This is a genomic window from Paraburkholderia phenoliruptrix (assembly GCF_019511605.1).
Lineage (GTDB): Bacteria > Pseudomonadota > Gammaproteobacteria > Burkholderiales > Burkholderiaceae > Paraburkholderia > Paraburkholderia phenoliruptrix_A.
In genome coordinates this window covers 191,295-207,704 of the sequence record NZ_JAEUAV010000003.1, presented here as the reverse complement: position 1 = coordinate 207,704, position 16,410 = coordinate 191,295, and the positions used below count along the sequence as shown (strand labels likewise).

Below are 16,410 nucleotides of genomic sequence, written 5' to 3'. Positions count from 1 at the left end.
TTTGCCATGTCGAGCACTGTGAACCCTTTCGCTTCCGCGCGGCACGGCAATGCCGGCCGCGTCGCACGCTTTCTTGCGACGCGCGTCGGCTTGTCGCTGATCACGCTGTGGCTGTTGTCGGTGATCGTATTCGCGGGCGGGCAACTGCTGCCCGGCGACATCGGGCGCGCTGTGCTCGGGCCGCTCGCCGACGCGCGCGCGGTCGCGGCGCTCAATCATCAACTGGGCGCCGACCGCCCGCTGATGACGCAATACGCCGAGTGGACCGCGCATTTCGTGCGCGGCGACATGGGGCTCTCGTACGCGTATCGCGAGCCGGTGGGACCGTTTATCGGCGACGCGCTCGCGCATTCAGCCAAGCTCGGCGTGCTCGCGTTCATCGTGGTCGTGCCGCTCGGCATTGCGGGCGGCGTGTGGTCGGCCATGCATGCGGGACGCTGGCTCGATCGCACGATCAGCATCGCGGGACTGTCGGCCACCGTGGTGCCGGAATTCGTCTCGTCGATCGTGCTGATCCTCGTCTTCGGCGTGTGGCTGCGCTGGCTGCCTATCGAGGCCTCGTATCCGCCCGACGCCGGCGCGCTCGAACAATTGCGCTATCTGATCCTGCCGGTGCTGCCGCTGGTGCTGGTGTTCTTCGGCTACATCGCGCGCATGGCGCGTGCGGGTACCGTCGAAGCGCTCGACGCCGACTACACGCGCACCGCGATTCTCAAGGGCCTGCCGCGTCACGTCGTGATCTGGCGGCACGTGTTGCGCAACGCGCTCCTGCCGACCATCACCGTGGCCGCAACACAGCTCGGCTACATGATCGGCGGGCTCGTCGTGGTGGAGACGCTGTTTCACTATCCGGGCATTGGCTCGCTGATCTACAACGCCGCGAAGGCCAAAGACTTCCCGATGCTCGAAGCGGGCGTGCTGACCATCGGTGTGGTCTACACCGTCGCCAATCTGATCGCGGATGCGTTGCACGTGCTGCTCAATCCGCGCCTGCGCGTGAGGAGCGCCGAATGAGCACGATCGTTCCACCGGCCGCGCCGCGCGCCACCAGCGAGCCGCGCTTCGAGCGCTTGCGCGTGCTGCTGCGCTCGCCGACTTTTGTCGTGGGCGTGCTGATCGTCGCGTGGTGGATCGGCTGCGCGATAGCCGGGCCGTGGTTCGTGCCGGTCGATCCGTATGCGTCCGATCCGCTCAACTCGCTGCTGCCGCCGGATCACGCGCATTGGTTCGGCACCGACCAGCTCGGCCGCGACGTGTTCTCGCGGGTGATTGTCGGCGCGCGCGACATTCTAACTATCGCGCCGCTCGCCACGCTGCTTGGCACCGTGAGTGGCACGGCGCTCGGGCTCGTGGTCGGCTACTTCGACGGCTGGGTCGACAACGTGGTGGGCCGCGCGATCGACGCCGTCCTCGCACTGCCGCTCGTAATCGTCGCGCTGCTCGCGCTGGCGGCCGTGGGCGCCTCGAACTTCACCGTGATCCTCGTGATCGGCATTACCTTCGCGCCGATCACCGCGCGCACCGTGCGCGCCGCCGTCTTCGCCGAGCGTCATCTGGACTACGTGGCGGCCGCGCAATTGCGCGGGGAACGCGCGCCCTACATCATGTTCGCTGAAATCCTGCCGAACGTGCTGCCGCCCATCGTCGTCGAGGCAACCGTGCGGCTCGGCTACGCGATCTTCGCAGTGGCCACGCTGTCGTTTCTCGGCTTCGGCATTCAGCCTCCTTCCGCCGACTGGGGCCTCGCGCTGTCGGAGTCGTACACGCTGATGGCGGGCGGCGCATGGTGGACCGTGGTGTTCGCGGCCGGCGCAATCGCCACGCTCGTGGTGGGCGTGAATCTGATTGCCGACGGCGTACAAGGCGTGCTCGACCGATGAACGGACCGCCGCCCTCTTCGTTTCCCGCCTTCGACGTGTCGAAGAGCGACCGCACGGATGCGCTGACTATCGTCGGCCTGACGGTGACCTACCGGATACGCGGACGCGATCGCGAGGTTCTGCAAGACGTGTCGTTTCGCGTGCGGCGCGGCGAAGCATACGGCCTTGTCGGCGAATCGGGTTGCGGCAAGTCGACGGTAGCCATGGCAGCGCTGCGCTATCTGCCGCGCAACGGCAAGGTGAAAGCAGGCAAAATCGTCATCGCGGGCGCCGAGGTGAACAAGCTCGACGCCGACGCTCTGCGCATGCTGCGCGCCAACACCATTTCGATGGTCTATCAGGACGCGGGCCGTGCGCTGAATCCCTCGCTGACGATCGCGCGGCAAGTGTCGGAGGCATTCGAAGCAGCAGGAGTCGCGCGCGACGAAGCAATGCAGCGCTCGCTGGAGATGCTGCAACGCGTACGCATTGCGTCGCCAGAACGCGTGATGGACAGTTATCCTCATCAATTGTCGGGCGGCATGCAGCAGCGCGTGGTGATTGCGATGGCGCTTGCGTCGAACCCCGCGCTGCTGATTCTCGACGAACCCACCACCGGCCTCGACGCCACCGTCGAAGCCGAAGTGCTCGACCTCGTCGCGCAATTGCGCGCGGAGCTCGGCACCGCGGTGCTCTTCATCAGCCACAACCTTGCGGTGATCGGGCGCATGTGCGAACGCGTCGGCGTGCTGTATGCGGGCAAACTGGTCGAGGAAGGCGCGACCCAGGACGTCTTCACGCGTCCGCGCCATCCGTACACAGTGGGGCTGTTGCGCTGCCTGCCCACGCAGGGACGCAGCAAGGACAGCGAGCGGCTCGACACGATTGCCGGCGGCCTGCCCGCGCCCGGCTCGGTGACCCAAGCCTGCATTTACGTGGAGCGTTGCCGTCTCGCCGACGAGCGCTGCCGCCGCGAGGCGCCGCCGCCATATCGCGTGAGCGCGGCGCACGGCGATCAGATGTCGCGTTGCCATTATCACGAGCGTGCAATCGAGTTGCCGCGCGCAAGCGCGCTTTTACCCGTGCACGCTCAGGCAACGAGCGGCGGCACGCCGCGCGAGCCCGTGCTGCGCGCCCAGAACCTGTCGAAGACATTCCATGTCTCGGGCACGACGCTGCGTGCGGTGGACAACGTGTCGCTCGACCTCGCTGCCGGCGAGACGCTCGGCCTCGTCGGCGAATCGGGCAGCGGCAAGACGACGCTCGCGAAGCTGCTGCTCGGCCTTCTCACGCCCGACGCCGGCAGCGTGCTCGAACTCGACGGCGCGCCGCTCGCCGCACGCGTCACGCGACGCAACGACGAGCAGGTCAAGTCGCTGCAGATCGTGTTCCAGAATCCGGATTCGGCGTTGAACCGCGCGCATTCGGTCAAGCGGCTGATTGGCCGCGCGTTGTCGCGTCTTAGCGCGCTGCGCGGTGCCGCCGTCGACGAGCGGCTTGCCAGCCTGAGCGCCGCGGTGCGTTTGCCGGAGCGCTATCTCGACTCGCGCACCCGCCAGCTTTCCGGCGGCCTGAAGCAGCGCGTGGCCATTGCGCGCGCCTTCGCCGGCGAGCCGCGCGTGGTGGTGTGCGACGAACCGACGTCCGCGCTCGACGTCTCGGTGCAGGCGGCGATTCTCAACCTGCTCGCCGACCTGCAACGCGAGCGCGGCGTCAGCTATGTATTCATCTCGCACGATCTGCACGTCGTGCGTTATCTGTCCGACCGCATCGCCGTGCTGTATCTCGGCCGCCTGCTTGAAATCGGGCCCGCCGCAGCGGTGTTCGACGGGCCCCAGCATCCTTATACGGAAGCGCTGCTGTCGTCGGTGCCGACGCTTGGCGGCGATCCGGGCAAAAAGCGCATTCGCCTTTCCGGCGATTTGCCGAGCGCGGCCTCGCCGCCGTCCGGCTGCGTGTTCCACACGCGCTGCCCGCGCAAGCTGGGCGCGATCTGCGAACAGCAGGACCCGCCGTTCGCGCAGGCCGGCGACGGCGCCACACACCTGATCCGCTGTCATATTCCCGTCGACGAGTTGCGCGTGCTGCAGGCGGCCCCGCGACGCGAGTCGCATGACGTTGCCGACGACGCGCCGAGCGGCTCCGCAAAGAGGCCCCGACCGGACTGATCGCAATAGATGTGGCCGGCGCGCGCGTGAGCCTGGAACCAAAGCGCGCCGATTGCCTCATATCAGATTCAACGTTCGATATGAGGGCACCACAACATGCATCCAAACGTCCCCAGCTTTGCGGCACGAGCGGTCGCGGGCCTTGCAGCGGCCGCCGCTTTCGGCTTCGCTTCACTCGCCCATGCGCAGACCGGCACGCCCGCCGCGGCACCCGCCGCGCAGCCGCTGTCGCCCACGTTGTCGCAGTCCGCGCCGCCTGTCGATCCGAGCTTCTCGGCCTACTCGCTCGCGCAGACCTGCAAGCAGAAGAGCGATAACGTCGCGCATGGCCAATGTGTGGGCGCCATTCGCGGCATCATCCACGGCTATCAGTACGGCGTGCTGTTCCTCGGCCAGCGCGCATCGCTGCCCGCCAACGAAACGCAGCGCGTGTCGCTGTGTCTGCGCAACACGCCGGTGTCCACGCTCGTCGACGAATTCGTCGCGGACGCGGCGCAGGTCAACGACGACTCGCTCAAGCACACGCCCGCCGAAGTCGCGGTGCTAGGCTCCGTGCACATGCATCACAGCTGCAATTGACAATACGCGGCGCCTGCATGGCGCCGCGATCCCGGCGCGCGCCACGTCCGCTCTTTGCATGTCGTGGCGGCGGCGCGCGCCATGCTCAGAGCATTTCCAACGCGCGTTTGCCGCGCGGCGGCTTGAAATAGCCGTCAATGGCGGCCAGTTCCTCGGCCTCGAGCCGCAATTCGAGCGCGCGGTAGTTGTCGCGCACGTGCTCGACGCGGCCCGCCTTTGGAATCGCGAACACGCCTCGCTGCTGCAATACCCACGCAAGCGCGACCTGGAACGCGGAAACGCCGCGCGCGCTCGCAATGTCGTCGAGCGGCGAGCGTTTGGGCAAACGCGCGTGATCCACCGGACTGTAGGCCATCGCGGGCATGTTGCGCTCGGCAAGCCAGGGCAGCAGATCGAACTCCGGGCCGCGGCGCGCCACGTTGTACAGGATCTGATTCGTCGCACACGCTGCGCCGCCGGGCGTGGCGACGAGTTCTTCCATGTCGTCGGTATCGAAGTTGCTCACGCCCCAGTGACGAATCTTGCCGGCTTCGCGCAGCGCTTCGAAAGCGCTCACCGTCTCCGCGAGCGGCACCGAGCCGCGCCAGTGCAGCAGATACAGGTCGAGCCGGTCCGTCTTCAGACGTTTGAGGCTTTGTTCGCATGCCGCGATCACGCCGCGCCGGCTCGCGTTATGCGGATACACCTTGCTGACGAGGAACACCTGGTCGCGCAGTCCCGCGAGCGCCTCGCCGAGCAGAGACTCGGTTGCGCCGTCGCCGTACATTTCGGCGGTATCGACGAGCGTCATGCCGAGCTCGATCCCGCATCTCAATGCATCGATCTCGGCCGCACGGCGCGCGGGCTGCTCGCCCATTTCCCATGTACCTTGCCCGAGTTTGGGGATGCGCTCGCCGTCGGGCAAGCTCACGCTTGCAATATCGCTCGTCATGCTGACTCCTGAAGTGGCTGACTATGCTGGCTGTGCTGACTATGGCTGGCTGTTGTTGACGGTGTTAATCATGCAGATTGCGCGGACCGCGCTGATTGTGCTGATCGCGCCGATCGTGCTGACCATGTGGATCGCGACCGGCTTTTACCGCCGCTTGCGACCCACCGCCGGCGCGCACGCACAAGCGCATACGCGCACCGATGCTGCCTGACTCATAGCGACGAGTTTAGCGGCTGCGCCGCGATCCGGCAGGCCACCAGGCAAAAGCCCGCTATAACGCGGCGCGCCGATGTCTTAGAATTGCTCCTCGCCCTTCTAGCGTAAGCCCCATGACCTCTGCCTCGGAAGACCGCTGGCGCGATCTGCGCCCGGACCCGGAAAACGACACGCCGCTTTATTTGCAACTTGCCCGCAAGCTCGGCACGGCGATTCACGAGAACCGCTGGAACGCCGGCGAAGCGCTGCCTTCTGAGCGCGTGCTCTCGGAGGCGCTGGGCGTTTCGCGAATCACATCGCGCAAGGCGATCGCCTTACTCGTCGAACAGGGCTTGATTCGGCGCACCCAAGGCGCCGGCAGTTTCATCACACCACGCTATGAAGATCCGCTGTCGCGTCTGTCGAGCTTCAGCGAAATGCTGCGGCGCCGAGGCTTCACGCCGAGTTCCAAGTGGCTGTCGCGCGAGATCCTGCCGGCCAATCGCGAAGAAGTGATCCAGCTCGGGCTTTCGCCGGCTGCGGCCGTCACGCGCCTGCGGCGCTTGCGTCTTGCCGACGGCATCGTGATGGCGGTCGAGAACTCGACCTTTCCCGCAGCGGTGATTCCCGATCCGCAGGCGATTGGCGATTCGCTGTACACCTATCTGGAGAATCGCGGATTGGCGATCGTGCGCGCGCTGCAGCATTTTCGCGCGGTCAATGCGAGCGAGGAGATCGCGCAGCAGATGAGCATTGCGCCCAATGAAGCACTGCTGCTGATTACGCGTGTGGGCTACACGGCGGATCAGCGCGCAATCGAGCTGACCGATACGTATTGCCGCAACGATTACTACGACTTCGTGGCCGAATTGCGCAAGTAAGCGGCGCTCGGTCGGTCAAAGCCATTTCGCCTCATGCGCGCCGATGCGCGAGGGCGGCAGCGCGAGAAACGCCGGCGTCTCTTCGAGTTGCTCCGCCGGCTGCACCGCCTGCACACGTCCGAACTCAGACTGAACGGTATCGATGCAGTCGCGCACGTCCTTGAGCGTGACCTCAGGCGCCTTCCATCCGTCAGGAATCTCACCGAACGATTGCAGCCAGCGGCCAGTCTGTGCCAGCGACACCTTTACGTGCCAGCTTCCGCCCACGATCGCGCGACGCGCCAACGCGACCATCGCACCGAAAGCCGCGAGATAACCCGTCGCGTGATCGAGCGCCTGACACGGCAGATGTCTCGGCTCATGCGATCGCGCCGCGCGCTGCTCGGTCACCGCGATACCGCTCGCGGACTGCACGAGACTATCGAAGCCGCGCCGCGCGGCCCACGGCCCTTCGTACCCATACGCGCGCACCGACACATACACGATGCCCGGCCGCAGGCGCGCTGCATCGTCGGGGCCGAAACCGTGCGCCGCCAATGCGCCGGGGCGATAGGCCTGCAGAAACACATCGGCATCGCGCGTCAAACCGCGCAGCGTTTCGCGGCCGGCCGCCTCGCGCAGATCGAGCACCGCCGAGCGCTTGCCGCGGCTGTTGTCGATTACGAGCGGCGCAATGTTCGGCAGATGCGGACCGTTGATCATCAGCACCTCGGCGCCATGCTGGGCGAGCGCGCGTCCGCCGACCGGCCCGGCGATGATGCGCGAGAGGTCCAGCACGCGCACGCCGGAGAGCGGCCTGCTGCCGCCGTGGCCGGACGGCGCTGTATGCCGTATCGGCAGTTGTGCGGGCGCGTCGCCGATACGCTCTATCTCGAATAGCGGCAGACGCGCAATCGCCTTGGCCTGATCGAGCGCGGCCCACTCGTTCGGCGTGCGGATCAATGCCGCGCACAGGCCCGCCTCGGCGAGCGTGTGATCGAGCGCGGCACCGTCCCAGCCGCGTATCGCTGAAGCGACCGCCGCGCGATCGTTCTCGCAGCCGAGCACCCTCAGTACGCCAGCAAGATGATGCGCGAAGTTGGTGTGCAGTTGAATCCAGCGACCGTCGCGCGTCTCGTAGAAGCCCGTTACCGGATCGCGGAGCGCGGGCGGCGGCCCGCCGTCGATTCGCAGATAACGCTCGCTGCGAAACGATGCCAGCGCACGCCGCATGTCCACGCTCACACGCTGCCCGCGCCCCGTGCGCAGCCGATGATATTCAGCCGCCGCCAGCCCCGTCGCAGCAATGGTCGCCGACGCCAGCGCGCCGACTCGAAACACGGACGGCAAGGCCGGCTCCGTGCCGCTGAAGTGGACCGAGCGGAGCGCGGCCGGCTCGCAGCCGGCAAGCGTCCAAAGAGAATCCAGCGCGAGTTCGGGGGTCATGGCGGTCACAGTCGAATCGAGGAATGTGAACGAGTCTAGGTGTGCGCCTTGTCTGAATCAATCTTGATTGTGATAATCAATATATATTGATTTTTTTTGGTTGCGGGGTGGGGGCTGGGTTAGGTGCTGGGGCTGCCTGCTGTCGCTGCTTGCTGGACCTTCCTTCTGAGGCTACTTAGCGCGGCCACTTCGTCGCTCATCTCCATGCCATCTTCTGATTCGTTGACCGCCACCGAAGCCGCCGCCGAACTCGGCATCAGCCTCGCCACGCTCTATGCGTACGTCAGCCGCGGCTTGCTGAGTTCGTTGCCGCACGCGCAAGGCAAGCATCGCCGTTATGACGCGCGTGAAGTGCGGCGGCTCGCGCGGCGCAAGGCAGACGGCAAGCGCGCCGGCAAGGTTGCGCAAAAAGTGCTGGACTGGGGCGTACCGGTGCTCGAGTCGTCGATCACGCTTGTCGCCGATGGTCGCTTGCTGTACCGCGGACGCGATGCGCTGGAACTCGCGCGCACCGAATCGCTGGAAGACGTGGCAGCGCTGCTGTGGGAGTGCAGTGCGGCGCACATCGCGGCGGCGCCAACTGTCCCGCTTGCCGCCGCACAATGGGCTGCGTGGCTCAAGCTGTGGGGCGACAGCGCGCCGCTCGACCGCGCGCTGGTCCTCCTGCCGGCAGCCGCCGCGCAGATGCCGCGGGTCTGGGCGCTCGGGCGCGACGCGCAATTGGACAACGCGTGCGCCGTGATGCGGCTCCTCGCTGCGGCGATGATCTCCGGTGCGCCGTCGAATGCACCGCTGCATCGGCAACTGGCATCAGCCTGGCAGGTGCGCAACCGGCAGCAGGCGGCGCTGCTGCGTGCCGCGCTGGTAGCGTGCGCGGACCATGAGCTGAACGCATCGACGTTCACGGTTCGTTGCATCACGTCGACGGGTACTCATCTGTTCGGCGCGGTCGCGGGCGGTCTCGCCGCGCTCGCCGGCCCGCGGCACGGCGGCGAAACCATGCGCATCGCGGCGTTGCTGGAAGAAGCGTCGCGCGCCGCCGATCTCGACCGTTATCTGGCCACGCGTCTGTCGCGCCACGAACATGGCGCGCAGGGGCCCGTGCTGTCCGGCTTCGGCCACCCGCTTTATCCGGACGGCGATCCGCGCGCGCGCCTGCTGCTGAATTTGCTGCAGGAATGCGCGCCGGCACGCTCGCCGCTGGGCGAAGTCCACGCGCTTGCGCGCGCGGTTCACGACACGACGGGCGCGCAGCCGACGGTAGATTTCGCGCTCGCGGCCATCGAGCGCGTGCTCGGCTTGCCGGCCGGCGCCGCGTTCACGATCTTCGCGACGGGCCGGGTAGTCGGCTGGATCGCGCATGCGATGGAGCAGGCGCGCGACGGCGGATTGATCCGGCCGCGGGCGAGGTATGTCGGGGAGTTTGAGGGCTGAGGGCTGAGGGCTGAGGGCTGAGGGTTCAGGGTTCAGGGTTCAGGGTTCAGGGTTCAGGGTTCAGGGTTCAGGCTCAGGCTCAGGCTCAGGCTCAGGCTCCGGGCTCAGGCTCAGGCTCCGGGCTCAGGCTCAGGCTCCGGGCTCAGGCTCAGGCTCCGGGCTCAGGCTCAGGGTCAGGGCTCAGGGCTCAGGCTCAGGCTCCGGGCTCAGGCTCCGGGCTCAGGGCTCCGGCTCCGCGGGCTCCGGCTCCGGCTCTGGGCTGAGGGTCAGGGCTCACGGCTCATGCATAGAGTTCACGCGTGGGGCATGCTCAGGGCTCACGGCTCGGGGGGCGGGAGCCTGAGCATGAGAATTGAGTGTCAGGGCGTGGTCTGGCCCACCGGCCCCGGCTTCACCGCCCCCCGCGCGAAGCGCCCGCCCTCACGCCGCGCCGAGCCAGCGCGGCAGCCACTCCGACACCGAAAAGCCGCGCGTCGGCCGGGTTGCGCCACGCTCGGAGCCGCTTGCGAGCGCAAAACGGGCACCGGCCCGCCCCGCACTGATCCACGTGACTGCGTGGCGAGGCAGTTCGATCGATTCGCCGGTCGCCAGCCAGTAGTCCGCGCTGTCGCCCTCGACCGTCAACCAGATCTCCCCCGAAATCACCTTGAAGGTGGACGGGCGCGCGACACGCCAGGCCGCCGCCGGCTCGTCATGTTCCAGTTCGAAAATCCGCACTTCACGCATTGCCGTTCTCCTTCAAAGGACTTTTCTGTTGTATCGATTATTGTCGTGCGATCATCGGACACCCATGCACAGTTCCGAACACTTTCATCGGAACTGTGCAGTCGAAAAACCGAACAGTTGTCGCGCGTCGGCGAACAGAGCGCGAGCCTCGTTCGGGAAGGAAACAGCATGCGACCTCAAATCCAGCTTGACAGAGAGAGCGGCGTACCGCTGACCGAGCAGATCGTTGCGGGCGTCACCACGTGGATCCGCTCGCGCGCCGCGCACCCCGGCTCGAAGTTGCCGTCGATCCGCCAGTTCGCAGCCGACTACGGCGTCAGCCGCTTCCCGGTGATCGAGGCATACGACCGGCTGGTGTCGCTCGGTTACGTCGACTCGCGCCACGGTTCGGGGTTCTATATAGCCGACCGGGCGCCGGGCGCCTGGCAGTGCGATGGCACGTCGGACCCGCGCCGCGCCGAGGACGAATCGGACCACCTGCTCCAGCAATTCAACCATCCGGGCGAGACGCTCAAGCTCGGCAGCGGATTTATCCCCGAAGCGTGGCGCGACACGGAAGGCATTGCGCAGGCCATACGGCATGTGTTGCGCACCGATCCCGCGAGCATGGTCGACTACGCGACGCCGCTCGGCAATCTCAGTTTGCGCGAGCATTTGCAGGCGCGCATCGCGCAACTGGGAATTCGCGCAGACACGTCGCAGATCCTCATTACGAACGGCGCGAGCCAGGCTTTCGACCTGCTCATGCGCTACATGCTGAAAGCAGGCGACACGATCTTCGTCGAAGACCCCGGCTACTACAACCTGTACGGGCTGCTGAAGCTCCACGGCGTGCGGCTCGTCGGCATTCCGCGCACGCGCAGCGGGCCGGACCTGGATGTCATGCAGGCACAATTGAAGCTGCACAGGCCGAAGCTCTTTTTCATCAACACGGTGTTCCACAACCCGACGGGAACGACCGTCGCGCCGCCCGTGGCGTTCCGGCTGCTGCAACTGGCGCGCGAGCACGGCTTCACGATCATCGAAGACGATGTCTACGCCGACTTTCAGACCGACGTCACTGACCGTCTTGCCACGCTCGACCAGCTCGAGCATGTGATCTACATCGGCGGACTTTCGAAGACGCTCTCGTCTGCGTTGCGGATCGGCTGTGTGGTCGGGAGCCATGCGATCATCAAGGACCTGGTCGATATCAAGATGCTGACGAGCATCGGCGGCTCGCTGTTTGCCGAAGCGGTGACCGCGTCGCTGCTCGAGCGCGGCGCCTATCGCAAGTATCTCGAACGACTGCGCCGCCGCATGCGCGACGCGCTCGGCTCGACGATCCAGACACTCGAAGACGCGGGCTGGGAAGTGTTCGAGAAGCCGGTCGGCGGCAAATTCCTGTGGGCCCGCGTACCGCATGTGGACAATGCCGAACGGCTCGTGGAGTGCGGCGCGCCGTTGGGCGTGACGGTAGCGCCGGGCAGTTATTTCCGGCCGGGCATGGAGCCGAGCCCGTGGATACGGGTTCACGCGGCATTCGGCAATGATCCGCGGGCGCAGGCGTTTTTCAAGGCGGCGGCGCAGTTGCGTTGACGAACCGGGCGCCCGGTCCGCACTTTTTCTATCTGCGGCCATGCGGGCTTCATGACTGGCTTGTCCTACCTGCGGGGTCCGCAGCTTTTCCCTAGAATAGCGAGTCCCTGCTCCCCCGCGCCTAGCCGCTACTTCATGTCCTCGCCGCCGACTCCGCCCGCCTCCGCAACCGTCGCACCCAGCGCACCTTCCGCCCGTTCGCTCACGGTCATGTTGTGGCTGGTCGCAACGGGCTTCTTCATGCAGACGCTGGATTCGACCATCGTCAACACCGCGCTCCCCGCGATGGCAACAAGCCTCGGCGAACTGCCGCTGCGCATGCAGTCGGTCGTGATCGCCTATTCGCTGACGATGGCGGTGATGATCCCGGTCTCCGGGTGGCTTGCTGACAAATTTGGTACGCGGCGCGTCTTCTTCAGCGCGATTCTGGTGTTCGCGGTCGGGTCGCTGCTCTGCGCGAACGCTCACACGCTGAACCAACTGGTCGTGTTCCGCATTGTGCAAGGCGTGGGCGGCGCCATGCTGCTGCCGGTCGGACGGCTGGCCGTGCTGCGGACGTTCCCGGCCGAGCGCTATCTGCCAGCCCTTTCGTTTGTGGCAATTCCCGGACTGATCGGCCCGTTGATCGGGCCGACGCTTGGCGGTTGGCTGGTCAAGATCGCGTCGTGGCACTGGATCTTTCTCATCAACGTCCCCGTGGGTGTAGCCGGATGCATTGCCACATTCATCTTCATGCCGGACAGCCGCAACGAACAGGTTGGCAAGTTCGACGTGAAGGGCTATTTGTTGTTGATTGTCGGCATGGTGGCCATTTCGTTCGCACTGGACGGCCGCACCGAATTCGGCATTCAGCATGCGACCGTGCTGGTGCTGCTGATTCTGAGCCTCGCCTGCTTTGTCGCCTACGGGCTGCATGCCGTGCGCGAGCCCGCGCCTATTTTTCCGCTCGATCTGTTCAAGATCCACACGTTCAGCGTCGGACTGCTGGGCAACCTGTTCGCGCGGATCGGCAGCGGCGCGATGCCGTACCTCATTCCGTTGCTGCTGCAAGTGAGCCTCGGCTACAGCGCATTCGAAGCAGGCCTGATGATGCTGCCCGTCGCAGCCGCCGGCATGGCGTCGAAGCGGCTCGTGACACGGCTGATCGTCAAGTACAGCTATCGGCGCGTACTGCTCGCCAACACAGTTCTTGTCGGCTTGACGATGGCGAGCTTCTCGCTGACCAGCGCGGGCCAACCGTTGTGGCTGCGGCTCGTGCAACTGGCGTTTTTCGGCGCCGTCAACTCGATGCAGTTCACCGCGATGAACACCTTGACGCTCAAGGATCTGGGCACTGGCGGCGCAAGCAGCGGCAATAGTCTGTTCTCCCTGGTTCAAATGCTCTCCATGAGCCTCGGCGTTACCGTTGCGGGCGCGCTGCTCGCTACTTTCACAGGTCTGTTGCCGCGCGTGACGGCCGCGAACTCTCTGCCGGCTTTTCATGCGACGTTCCTTTGTGTCGGCATTATCACTGCGGGCTCCGCGTGGATCTTCGCGCAGTTGTCGCCCGAAATCCGCACGCCGGCCAAGAAGACGGATCCTTCGGAGCGGACGTGATCGCTTTGCGAATACGAGCGGGAGCGACTGGCGATCCGCTTTGTGTCCCGCAAAGACGCTTTGTTACCGGCGGGTCTTGAGTGCTTCTCCGTCATGATGTTGCTCGCCGCCCGCTCCTGGCGGTATGTAGTATCGCCGCCTATATCTGATCGAGGCTTGGGCGGTCTCGGGTGGAGGCCACTCAAGTCAAGCGCCGCGCTTAGCCTACCTTGCCAAACACCAAGGCGCGATAGCGAAGCAAGATGCGCTCTGCAATTGCCGTCCGCAACAGGGCGCGCCTCGCACCAGCACAGTGCGGATCCGGGTGTCCACGCCGCATTAACACCCAAAGTCGCGAAATCCATGCGTTGATCGCACGCCCGAGCGGCCTTCCCGCATGCGCATAGATCTTGCTCGGCTATCCTGTAAACTGACGTATTGCGCATGGAGATTACGCATTGAGCCCGTAATCTGGCCGCCACCCCACACGACTGACATGATGAGCATGATCGAACTCGATCCTCCCGGCTTTCAGCCTCCCCGCCCGATGGCCGGCGACGAGGGCTCCCGGCGCACCGTACTCTATGGCGGCTACACCGTCTTCAGCGTATTCCAGCCGGTGTTCTCGGTGTCGCACCGCCGCGCGATTGGCTATCACGCCTCGTTGCGCGCGCACGACGAGCATGCCATGCAAGTCCCCTCGCACGAGGTGTTCACGCAGGCAGCGCGGCGCGGCGACCTGCTGGAACTCGGACGGCTGGCGGAGTCGCTCCATCTTGGCAACTTCAACGCGTTCGACAGTCACGACGAATGGCTTTTTCTGAGCCTTCATCCAGCGGCGCTGATGGACACGAGCTACGGCGACGCACTGCTCGCCGGACTCAAGGCACTGGGTTTGCCCCCTCAGCGCGTAGTGCTCGAAGTGTCCGAACAGGCGGGCGGAGAAACGACGCGCTTCGCGGAGATTATCGATGCGCTGCGCAAGTCCGGCTTCCTCATCGCACTGGACGGCTTCGGCGCGAAGCACTCGAACATTGACCGCGTATGGAACCTGCGCCCCGATATCGTCACGCTTGACCGCTGCATTCTCGCGCAGGCAAGCGAACATTCGCACATTGAACGCGTTCTGCCTGGTCTTGTTTCGCTGCTGCACGAATCCGGCCAATTGGTGTTGATGGGCGGCCTGACGACGGAACGCGACGCCCTCATTGCACTGGAATGCAACGTGGACTTCGTGCAGGGCGCGTTCTTCGCCGGCCCGAGCGTCGAACCGGTCAAGCCGCAAGCCGCTGCCGGCCTGATGGATTCGCTTTCTGCAGCGTTGCGCGAGCGCGTTGCCGCGCGCGACCGCGCGCAGGCCACGCGGCTCGCACCATATGTCACCGCGCTTGAAACAGCCGCGGCGCAACTGGTTGCCGGGCAGCCCCCTGCCGAGGCGACTGCCCCGCTGCTGAAACTTGGCGAAACAGCGCGCTGCTTCATTCTCGACGGTTCCGGACGGCAGATCGGCGATAACATGCTGCCTCCCGGGCGCGCCTCGCAACGCGCCAAACGCTTCCGTCCGCTGTTGCATTCCGAGGGCGCAAGCTGGGAGCGTCGGCCATATTTCATTCAGGCGATGCGGGCGCCGGGTCAAGTGCATCTCACCCCTCCGTACCTCTCGATCAATGAAGCGCACCTGTGCGTGACTGCTTCGATCGCCGCCCATACGTCGGGCGGCACTCAGGTGCTATGCGTAGACATCAACTGGGAAGTCGCGGCCCATCGCAGTTGAATCCAGCGAACGTTGCTGAATGCGCGACAGCAGTTCGGTGACCGCCGCGCGGCCGAGCAGACGGTTCACGGCCTGTAACCGCGACGCGCTCGTGACCCAGCGCAACGAAACAATTTTTGCGAGGCCCTCGGTATGGCCGTATGGCGGTTCCTGGTCGAGCGCTTCGGCGTGAGTCAGACCGGTTGTCTGGCTAGTTGCAAGGCTAGTTGAAAAGCCGGTTGCGAGGCCACGGCTCGGCTCGCTTGTCATGGCGCTTCTTGTGCTGCCTGGTGCAACCTTCGGTATTCCTTCGCCCCTGCCAACTGTTTTGGCCGTTTTCGGGGTTTTGGCCGTTTTCATGCCGCATCTGGCGCCGCCTGTCAGCGCTGCGCCTGAGCCCTCGATCGAAACGTCGATCAACGCGACGACCTCCCCTTCTACTAGCAGCGCGATAGACAGCATTCCGTCCACCGACACGAGCTCCGCCTGCCGCGCCTGACGCGCGAGCGAGGTCACCTTCTCCATCCAGTCCTGGAATGCCAGGTCTGGCGCGCTCGCGCCGGCCTCGGCAAGTGCCTTCGCCGGCACGCGGTTCAAATGCGATTCGGCGATGGCCGGCACAGCTTCCGACGACCGCGCTACCGTAGCTGGCGACTCGCACAAAGGCTGGTCACTGACGACTTCTGGCACAGCGCTGAACAGCTCGAGCAAGCTCGCCCGGTCCTGCGCCTGCAGCGCATTGCGCAAACGCTCGACAATGAGCGCGTGCGCGCCGGGATCGCGCTGCTGCAACGGCGCGCCCGCGCGCCGCAAACGCTCCCGCGCCCGATGAACCAGTTGCCTGCAACTAGCCGGTGGCCGCTCAAGGATCTTGCCGATCTCGGCGTAGTCGCAGTCGAACGCTTCGTGCAGCACGAACGCTGCGCGCTCGTCAGGCTTGAGACGATCAAGCAGCAGCATCACGCCATAGGACATTTCCGCAGCACGCAAGGCAAGTTCTTCCGCCGATGGCGCAAATTCATCTAGCCACGGCTCCGGCAGCCAGCCGGTGGCCTGTGATTCACGTTCGCGCTGCACATTTCTCAGGCGGTCGATCGCCGTGCGCGTGGTGAGCGTGGTGAGCCAGGCGGCCGGGGTCTGCACTGCATGGGTATCGGCAAGGTGCCACTTCAGCCAGACGTCCTGCACGATGTCCTCGGCCTCGGCGCGGCTACCGAGCATGCGATACGCCAACGCGAGCAGACGGGCGCGCACAGCCCGGAAGCTGGATGCCTTGTCGATTTCATGTTCTTTCATGCGTGGACCT

The 16,410-nt window shown here is 65.6% G+C and carries 14 protein-coding genes; 10 read left to right on the top strand and 4 right to left on the bottom strand.

Annotated features, from left to right (window positions below):
* Nucleotides 1–6 precede the first annotated feature (6 nt).
* The 4 genes from JNB89_RS07110 to JNB89_RS07095 all read left to right on the top strand — a co-directional run bounded on the left by JNB89_RS07110 (nt 7) and on the right by JNB89_RS07095 (nt 4,606).
* Nucleotides 7–1,014, top strand: a complete 1,008-nt coding sequence (locus JNB89_RS07110) for an ABC transporter permease (RefSeq protein WP_220361761.1) — start codon at nt 7–9, stop codon at nt 1,012–1,014.
* Nucleotides 1,011–1,880, top strand: coding sequence for an ABC transporter permease (locus tag JNB89_RS07105; protein WP_220361760.1), 870 nt, complete (start codon nt 1,011–1,013; stop codon nt 1,878–1,880). Before JNB89_RS07110 ends, JNB89_RS07105 begins: the two co-directional genes overlap by 4 nt.
* Nucleotides 1,877–4,027, top strand: a complete 2,151-nt coding sequence (locus tag JNB89_RS07100) for an ABC transporter ATP-binding protein (RefSeq protein ID WP_220361759.1) — start codon at nt 1,877–1,879, stop codon at nt 4,025–4,027. Before JNB89_RS07105 ends, JNB89_RS07100 begins: the two co-directional genes overlap by 4 nt.
* Before the next feature lie 96 nt (nt 4,028–4,123).
* Nucleotides 4,124–4,606: a hypothetical protein gene (locus tag JNB89_RS07095; protein ID WP_013340300.1), complete on the top strand. Its 483-nt coding sequence runs from the start codon at nt 4,124–4,126 to the stop codon at nt 4,604–4,606.
* Between the two features lie 85 nt (nt 4,607–4,691).
* Here JNB89_RS07095 and JNB89_RS07090 read toward each other — a convergent pair whose 3' ends face one another.
* Complete coding sequence (locus tag JNB89_RS07090; protein ID WP_220361758.1) at nt 4,692–5,537, bottom strand: aldo/keto reductase; 846 nt, start codon at nt 5,535–5,537, stop codon at nt 4,692–4,694.
* A 70-nt stretch (nt 5,538–5,607) separates the two neighbouring features.
* Here JNB89_RS07090 and JNB89_RS07085 point away from each other — a divergent pair, with 70 nt between their 5' ends.
* Both JNB89_RS07085 and JNB89_RS07080 read left to right on the top strand, forming a co-directional pair.
* A complete protein-coding gene (locus tag JNB89_RS07085) occupies nt 5,608–5,748 on the top strand; it encodes a hypothetical protein (RefSeq protein WP_220361757.1) in 141 nt (46 codons plus the stop codon).
* Between the two features lie 118 nt (nt 5,749–5,866).
* Entirely contained in the window at nt 5,867–6,613 is a 747-nt protein-coding gene (locus JNB89_RS07080; RefSeq protein ID WP_135892932.1) for a GntR family transcriptional regulator, read from the top strand.
* Nucleotides 6,614–6,628: 15 nt separating this feature from the next.
* On the opposite strand, the gene JNB89_RS07075 is transcribed toward JNB89_RS07080, so the two are convergent.
* Nucleotides 6,629–8,038 (bottom strand): CoA transferase, encoded by a 1,410-nt coding sequence (locus tag JNB89_RS07075; RefSeq protein WP_220361756.1) that lies wholly within the window; start codon nt 8,036–8,038, stop codon nt 6,629–6,631.
* A 204-nt stretch (nt 8,039–8,242) separates the two neighbouring features.
* Here JNB89_RS07075 and JNB89_RS07070 point away from each other — a divergent pair, with 204 nt between their 5' ends.
* Entirely contained in the window at nt 8,243–9,472 is a 1,230-nt protein-coding gene (locus JNB89_RS07070; protein ID WP_220361755.1) for a citrate synthase family protein, read from the top strand.
* A 420-nt stretch (nt 9,473–9,892) separates the two neighbouring features.
* Here the strand turns inward: JNB89_RS07070 and JNB89_RS07065 are convergent, their stop codons facing one another.
* A complete protein-coding gene (locus JNB89_RS07065) occupies nt 9,893–10,198 on the bottom strand; it encodes a DUF2917 domain-containing protein (RefSeq protein ID WP_013340305.1) in 306 nt (101 codons plus the stop codon).
* Between the two features lie 168 nt (nt 10,199–10,366).
* Here JNB89_RS07065 and JNB89_RS07060 point away from each other — a divergent pair, with 168 nt between their 5' ends.
* The 3 genes from JNB89_RS07060 to JNB89_RS07050 all read left to right on the top strand — a co-directional run bounded on the left by JNB89_RS07060 (nt 10,367) and on the right by JNB89_RS07050 (nt 15,125).
* Nucleotides 10,367–11,776, top strand: coding sequence for a PLP-dependent aminotransferase family protein (locus tag JNB89_RS07060; protein WP_220361754.1), 1,410 nt, complete (start codon nt 10,367–10,369; stop codon nt 11,774–11,776).
* A gap of 210 nt (nt 11,777–11,986) precedes the next feature.
* Nucleotides 11,987–13,372: a multidrug transporter subunit MdtD gene (mdtD, locus tag JNB89_RS07055; RefSeq protein ID WP_041728327.1), complete on the top strand. Its 1,386-nt coding sequence runs from the start codon at nt 11,987–11,989 to the stop codon at nt 13,370–13,372.
* Between the two features lie 478 nt (nt 13,373–13,850).
* Nucleotides 13,851–15,125: an EAL domain-containing protein gene (locus JNB89_RS07050; protein ID WP_220361835.1), complete on the top strand. Its 1,275-nt coding sequence runs from the start codon at nt 13,851–13,853 to the stop codon at nt 15,123–15,125.
* Here JNB89_RS07050 and JNB89_RS07045 read toward each other — a convergent pair.
* Entirely contained in the window at nt 15,081–16,400 is a 1,320-nt protein-coding gene (locus JNB89_RS07045) for a sigma-70 family RNA polymerase sigma factor (protein WP_220361752.1), read from the bottom strand. The genes JNB89_RS07050 and JNB89_RS07045 overlap by 45 nt on opposite strands.
* Nucleotides 16,401–16,410 lie beyond the last annotated feature (10 nt).